This window comes from Peptoniphilus sp. HMSC075B08, from assembly GCF_001815405.1.
GTDB lineage: Bacteria > Bacillota > Clostridia > Tissierellales > Peptoniphilaceae > Peptoniphilus_A > Peptoniphilus_A harei.
The window spans coordinates 27679-32646 of the sequence record NZ_KV820459.1; the positions used below are offsets into that span (position 1 = coordinate 27679).

Below are 4968 nucleotides of genomic sequence, written 5' to 3' on the forward strand. Positions count from 1 at the left end.
AGAAGAACTTACAGCAAAAGATGGAGAATATAAATTCACTATCGAAGCAGACACTATAATAAAAGTAACTTACGAAGACATCGACTACACATTAACTGTAGAAGATCCTGAAAATGGAGTTACAAACTTAACACCAGCAAAAGAAAATAATAAGTATAATGAAGGAACAGAAATTTCCTTTACAATAAAAGTAGCTGGAAAAAAAGCTAAGGTAGAAAAAATCGTAGGTGGAAAATCAACTACACTTACAAAAGGTGAAGATGGAAAATACAGCTTCAAGATGACTTCAGACACTACAATTGAAGTAACTTATGAAGATGTAGAACAATACACTTTAAGAAAAGACGACCTTGAAAATGGTATAAAAAATCTTACAATAGAAGATGCCGAAGGCAACAAGTACAACGCAGGAAGCAAAATTTCTTTTACAGTAGAAGATAAGCCTGGAAAAGTTGCAAATGTAAGAACTGTTATAGGAAACTTACTTGATAGTGCAGGAGAACAGAAAGGTATTAAAGCGACAGTAATTAAAAAAGGCCCAGATGGAAAATACAGCTTTAATATAGCAACTGATACTACTATAAGGGTAAGTTATAAATTAGTGTCAGCAAGGGCTAATAAGTATGACAAGGTATTTGTAAATACTTATGAAGTAAATCCTGAAAGAGTTATGAATATATACAAGAATACAAGACAACCAAATCAACCAAATGCAACATTGGGAGCATATAATTATAGCTTTGACGGCGATAATTTTGTATTTATGATTAATCGTGAAATAGAAGATAAGAGAATAACTGCTATGCGAGGTACAGGATTGGCAGATGGTTTAGTTGGTATATTCACATCTAATTTGGCTGGAAAGGCTCCTCAAAAATTCCTTAAAAAGGTAACTCTAGTAGAAAAAAATACGGGGGAAAAAGTTGAACTAAATGAGTCGGACTTAAAGTCTTTTTCAGACAAATGGTTTGGATTTAATACAATGATGAAGAAGGGTTTCCCTGGTATGAACGTACAATCAAAACTTTCTGACCTAGCTGGTAAGAAGTTTGATGTAACTTATGAATACCAAGAAGGAAACACTGTTTATAAGAAAGCAAGAACTTTGGAATTTAACTACGATTACAAGTAAATAATAACTAGAAAGATCAACCTTAGTTAACTAGGGTTGATTTTTTTGTGCCTATAAAATATCTCTTGGGATAAATCTCTAAGGGATATTTTTTTGCAGAAAAATTATTTGAATTAAAAAAAACAAAACAGTCTTTATTTTCCCGGAACCCATTTCAAAAATCATCTTTCCCTTGCTTTCTTTAAGAAAATAAGTTTAAACAAATGATTGACAAATTAAAACAGAGGTTCTATAATATCCTTAGAATAAAAAAGGAGGAGTGGTAAATGGAATTTTTTGAAAAGGAAGATGTGAAAGTTATTAGAGAAGTTAATTATAAAAATGAAAAAAATATTGAAAGTGAAAGTCTAAATAATGAAGAAGTTTGGACTGGCTCCAAGGATCCTAATTCTTTTGATGAGCCTAAAGAGAATGGAGATTCCAATAGACCTGGGACTTTTGAGAAAACTTCTTATGATGATTTTAACAGGGTCCTTAGGTCTGCCCTTGTTGGGGAAGAGAGGGCCAGAGCCAAGATTCTCCATATGTTAGACCCCCTCATTAGGTCTTCTATTAGGAAGTATTGCCCAGTTTATTCTGAGTTTGAAGATCTTTATTCTGATGGAAGGGTCATGGTCCTTGTTTGTCTCGATGATTTTGACGGGAAGAGGTCCTTCTTGAAATACGTCAAGGAGTTTTTGAGATACACTTATCTTAATAATTATAAGTATCTGACTAACGTGGAGATGGATGTTCACGATGATGATTCTGATGAGGAGGGCCAATCTATTTTGGATTCTCTTGATGCTGGTGTGGATATTGAGGGGGACTTTTTGGAGTCTGAGGAGTCAGACCTTGTAAGAGCTGCCATGAAGTCTCTCACTCCAAGGCAGGAGACTGTGGTAAGGCTCTTTTATTATGAAAGGCTAGGTCTTAGTGAGATTGCAGATTTTCTTGGGATATCTAAGTGGACTGTGGTAAATCTCAAGCGAACTGGTCTTGAGAATATGCGTAAATTTATTTTAAATTCTTATAAGAGGAGGTGATTTTATGTTGATTGAAAAGAAACTTATTCGTTACAACTATATGAAGAGACAGGGTCAGGCAAGACCAAGCTATATTGTGGTCCACGACACTGGCAATCCTAATGTGGGTGCTGATGCTCTCGCTCACTACAGGTACTTTAATGGTGGCAACAGGCAGGCTTCTGCTCATTATTTTGTGGATGACAAGAGGATTGTGGAGACTGTTGAGACTGCTAATGCTTCTTGGCACTGTGGCGATGGTCATGGCAGGTATGGGATCACTAATTCTAATTCGATTGGGGTGGAAATCTGCATCAACAGGGACGGCAATTATGAAGCTGCTCTTGAAAATGCTAGAAAGATTGTTAGGTTTCTCATGGATTTTTATAATATTCCCCTTGATAGGGTGGTAAGGCACTTTGATGCTTCTCACAAGATTTGTCCCCGCTCTATGTCTAGTAATAATTGGAAGAAGTGGTGGGAATTTAAGGCTTCTCTATAATTTTTAAAATTTTTTAAAATAATTTCATTTTACCCTAGCAACTTTTCTTATTTTATTCTATATAGATAGTAGGAGGTGAAAATAATGGCTGTTCAAGTTAAGGAATCTAAGCTAATGCTAAAATCAGTTTTTACTGATGAGTCTTCTGGCAAGGCGAAGAAGAGAACTGTAACAATTAGTGGTATTAACTCTGAGGCTTCTAAGGAAAATTTATATAAGCTTTCTGAAGACCTCAACCCTATTGTTGAAGGTGACTTCGCTACTTCTTCTCTAATTACAGAAGAGATTTTAGGAAAGGTTGAATAAGACTTGGTCTTGTTCTTGTAGTTATTGTTTTGTGAAATGCTGGAGCGTTTCACTGGTATGAAAGGAGAATTTTATGAAGGAAACTAAATCACTTAGGATAAGTTTTACTGATGAAGGCGGAAAGCCTTGGACTTTAACTATCTCAAATCCTCAAGATGGTATTGTTGAGACTGATGTAAAGAGGGTAACTGATAATATTATAAACAACAAGTTAGTCTCAGGTAAGCTAGGTCTAATCAAGACTTACAATGGGTCAGTAATAGTTACTAGAAAAGAAGAAGCTCTTCAATAAGGTTTGTTATGATGGAAGATTTAATAGCTAACATTTCAAACATTGGCTTTCCCATTGCCATTTCTTGTTACCTCTTGGTGAGGTTGGAGAAGAAGATGGAGGAGCTAAAGGAAGTTATAGTGGATCTTTCCAAGGCCCTTGAGGATATTGGGAAGTAAGGAAGGGATTCGAGTTTTATAAACTCGAGGAAAGAGGTTTTTGGTTTATTTTGGAAAAATAAATTAAAACTATAGAAAGAATTCTTTTATGGGTTCTTTTGTATTTTTATTTTATTTTGAAAAAATAATTTAAAATTTTATTTTTATTTTATGTAGGATCAAGCTTAGGCTTGGTTATTTTTTTGCGCAAAAATAAGGTAAAAGCGAAGCTTTTATTACAATGTATTGACAGTGTCCTAGCAATTGATATAATTATCTCAAGAGGTGATCTTATGTCAAAAACAACTATTAGTGTAAGAATAGATAATGATGTTAAGGAAAATTCTGAGAAATTATTTAATGAATTAGGACTAAATCTTTCAAGTGCAATAAATATTTTTCTTAGACAATCAATTAGAGAAAAAGCTATTCCCTTTAATGTTTCTTTAAAGGAAGAAGAGAAGCTTGATGAAGATAGAATGTTTGAAGATGCAGAAAAGTTTGTTCATGAGCATATTGAGGCTTTTAAGGAATTGGCAAAATGAAAAAAATTTCTATAGAGTTCGTAATTCGATTACATGAGATGCTTATAAAAGAATCGGGTGGCAGCAAGGGCATAAGAGATATGAGATTATTAGAGTCTGCACTCTATAGTCCTCTGCAGACTTTCGGTGATCAAGAACTTTATCCCGATGATTTAGATAAGATAGTAAATATTTCCTATGCATTAATAAAAAATCATTCATTTATAGATGGAAACAAAAGAATAGGAACCTTAGTCCTATATATTCTTTTAAGAGAAAATGAATATGAATTAGAATGGACGGATGAGGAAATTATTGAAATCGGACTTAAAGTTGCTAGTGGAGATATGGATAAAGAGGGGTTAAAGAAGTTTATTGAAGAAAGGTTAGTGTAAAGATTTCATCTTTAAGATCTTTTTGTAAAGCCAAGCTTTACGATTCCCTTTCCAGAGGGGGTTTAGGAAATCTAAGAAAACTTCTTAAAAGCTAACGCTTTTATATTTTTTATAAAGAGGGGGAGACATACCCATTCGGGCACGCAGGGGGCGGGCGAAAGAGTTGTCCAAAGATTTCATCTTAATAATATTTTTCTAAAACCTAAGGTTTTAATTCTTCTCTTGGAGGGGATTTAGGGCGTTTCGATCCGCCCTTATCCCCTCCAAACCTCCCCTTAACACCCCCAACGACCTAGCAGGGGCTCGGCCCTTTAATACGCAAAAAGCCCTCCGACTAAAAATTTCAAACTACTCGCTTCGCTCGCTCGAACAGTGAAATTTTTTTAACGTCTCCGAACTTTTTGCTTACTACATTATTAGCTTGTGGTTTATTGGCAAACTTTACGACCATATAACATTTCAACAAGCTGGGGTACTCTTGCCAGCGTAATAATTGAAGATAAAGTTATAAAAAGATTAAGCTTAATCATCTACTGATTAAGCTTTTTTTGATGCAGAAGTTTATTTTTGTTATTAAGTATTTTTATGTAACTTCACATAAGTTTGAAGTCATGTAGGGGTAAAACCGTAGACTAAGTTTTAGAAACCCCGTAAGGCAAGACAGCCGTTAAAAAAT

General features: G+C 34.5%; 8 protein-coding genes. All 8 read left to right on the forward strand.

Translation table 11 applies throughout. The annotated features are described in order from the left end of the window. Positions 1-1132 (forward strand): hypothetical protein (locus HMPREF3023_RS07900; protein ID WP_168165806.1); only part of this gene is annotated, 1132 nt, incomplete at its 5' end. Positions 1133-1398: 266 nt separating this feature from the next. Continuing rightward, positions 1399-2157, forward strand: coding sequence for a sigma-70 family RNA polymerase sigma factor (locus HMPREF3023_RS07905; protein WP_070702357.1), 759 nt, complete (start codon positions 1399-1401; stop codon positions 2155-2157). Between the two features lie 4 nt (positions 2158-2161). Beyond that, complete coding sequence (locus tag HMPREF3023_RS07910; RefSeq protein ID WP_070702359.1) at positions 2162-2638, forward strand: peptidoglycan recognition protein family protein; 477 nt, start codon at positions 2162-2164, stop codon at positions 2636-2638. A gap of 84 nt (positions 2639-2722) precedes the next feature. Then, entirely contained in the window at positions 2723-2944 is a 222-nt protein-coding gene (locus HMPREF3023_RS07915; RefSeq protein ID WP_070702362.1) for a DUF1659 domain-containing protein, read from the forward strand. A 73-nt stretch (positions 2945-3017) separates the two neighbouring features. Next, a complete protein-coding gene (locus tag HMPREF3023_RS07920) occupies positions 3018-3236 on the forward strand; it encodes a DUF2922 domain-containing protein (RefSeq protein WP_070702364.1) in 219 nt (72 codons plus the stop codon). A gap of 11 nt (positions 3237-3247) precedes the next feature. After that, positions 3248-3394 (forward strand): YvrJ family protein, encoded by a 147-nt coding sequence (locus HMPREF3023_RS09270; protein WP_083315543.1) that lies wholly within the window; start codon positions 3248-3250, stop codon positions 3392-3394. A 272-nt stretch (positions 3395-3666) separates the two neighbouring features. After that, a complete protein-coding gene (locus HMPREF3023_RS07925; protein WP_070702366.1) occupies positions 3667-3918 on the forward strand; it encodes a type II toxin-antitoxin system RelB/DinJ family antitoxin in 252 nt (83 codons plus the stop codon). Further along, positions 3915-4292, forward strand: coding sequence for a type II toxin-antitoxin system death-on-curing family toxin (locus tag HMPREF3023_RS07930; protein ID WP_070702368.1), 378 nt, complete (start codon positions 3915-3917; stop codon positions 4290-4292). The genes HMPREF3023_RS07925 and HMPREF3023_RS07930 overlap by 4 nt, the downstream gene beginning before the upstream one ends. Positions 4293-4968: the final 676 nt, after the last annotated feature.

Coding starts and splice junctions, on each gene's coding strand:
- HMPREF3023_RS07905 (WP_070702357.1), top strand. CDS start 1,399: ATGGAATTTTTTGAAAAGGAAGATGTGAAAGTTATTAGAGAAGTTAAT.
- HMPREF3023_RS07910 (WP_070702359.1), top strand. CDS start 2,162: ATGTTGATTGAAAAGAAACTTATTCGTTACAACTATATGAAGAGACAG.
- HMPREF3023_RS07915 (WP_070702362.1), top strand. CDS start 2,723: ATGGCTGTTCAAGTTAAGGAATCTAAGCTAATGCTAAAATCAGTTTTT.
- HMPREF3023_RS07920 (WP_070702364.1), top strand. CDS start 3,018: ATGAAGGAAACTAAATCACTTAGGATAAGTTTTACTGATGAAGGCGGA.
- HMPREF3023_RS09270 (WP_083315543.1), top strand. CDS start 3,248: ATGGAAGATTTAATAGCTAACATTTCAAACATTGGCTTTCCCATTGCC.
- HMPREF3023_RS07925 (WP_070702366.1), top strand. CDS start 3,667: ATGTCAAAAACAACTATTAGTGTAAGAATAGATAATGATGTTAAGGAA.
- HMPREF3023_RS07930 (WP_070702368.1), top strand. CDS start 3,915: ATGAAAAAAATTTCTATAGAGTTCGTAATTCGATTACATGAGATGCTT.